At 73.8% G+C, this 975-nt stretch carries 2 protein-coding genes; both read left to right on the forward strand.

The genetic code is table 11. The features are described from left to right. On the forward strand, positions 1–437 hold a 437-nt coding region (gene lexA, locus HW578_RS26985; RefSeq protein ID WP_198373773.1), incomplete at its 5' end, for a transcriptional repressor LexA. Positions 438–632: 195 nt separating this feature from the next. Beyond that, complete coding sequence (locus tag HW578_RS26990; protein WP_198373774.1) at positions 633–857, forward strand: hypothetical protein; 225 nt, start codon at positions 633–635, stop codon at positions 855–857. Positions 858–975: the final 118 nt, after the last annotated feature.

Raw genomic sequence — 975 nt, forward strand, 5'->3', positions numbered from 1 at the left:
GGCCCTTCGCCGCCGCCCCGCCGCGCCCCGCGGCCGAGCCCGCCAACGACGCCGCCGCCGTGACCCTGCCGCTGTTCGGCCGGATCGCCGCCGGCGTGCCGATCGAGGCGCTGCGGGACCAGGGTGCGTCGGTCGAGGTGCCGGCCGCGCTGATCGGCAACGGGGAGCACTACGCGCTGGAAGTCGCCGGCGATTCGATGATCGACGCCGGCATCCTCGATGGCGACACGGTGCTGATCCAGCGCGCCGACACGGCCGAGAACGGCACCATCGTGGTGGCCCTGGTGGACGAGAACGAAGTGACGCTGAAGCGCATCCGCCGGCGGGGCAATTCCATCGCGCTGGAACCGGCCAACCCGCGGCACGAGACGCGCATCTTCGGCCCCGACAGGGTGCGGGTGCAGGGGCGGCTGGTGGGGCTGCTGCGGCGCTACTGAGGCGCAGGGCCGCGCCATCCCGGCCCCTTGGCGCATGCGCGCGGATGCGGCGCGCGCGGCGATTCCATGACCGGCGGGACCGGCAGCGACAATTTCCGCTGACACACCCCCGCCGAGGCCTCGCCGGCGGACACAGACGTCATCCTTGACTTCACCTTCTCGGCGGCGCTCGGCATCGACCGGATCGACCTGCGGTTGATCGACGCAAACAGCCCGGTCGCGGGCAGCCAGGGCGTAACGTGGATCGGCACCGCGGCCTTCCGGGGCACCGGCGCCACCAGCGCGGGGCGGTTGCGCTGCGACGTGAACGCGCCGGACGACGACACGATCAAGGGCGACGCGGACGGCGACGGCACCGCGGATGTCTGGATCAATGTGATCAGCACCTTCATCCCCGAGGCGGGGTCGATGTTCCAATAGCCCGGCGTCATTCGACCGGGGCGGGCGGCAGGTCCTCCCGCGCCCGGGGGCTGGGCGGCGGCGGCACCCAGGGCCGCGCGCCGCGCCAGCCGCGGTCGGAGACGACGCGCGCCCCGGC

This window comes from Roseomonas rosulenta (genome assembly GCF_016106005.1).
Lineage (GTDB): Bacteria > Pseudomonadota > Alphaproteobacteria > Acetobacterales > Acetobacteraceae > Neoroseomonas > Neoroseomonas rosulenta.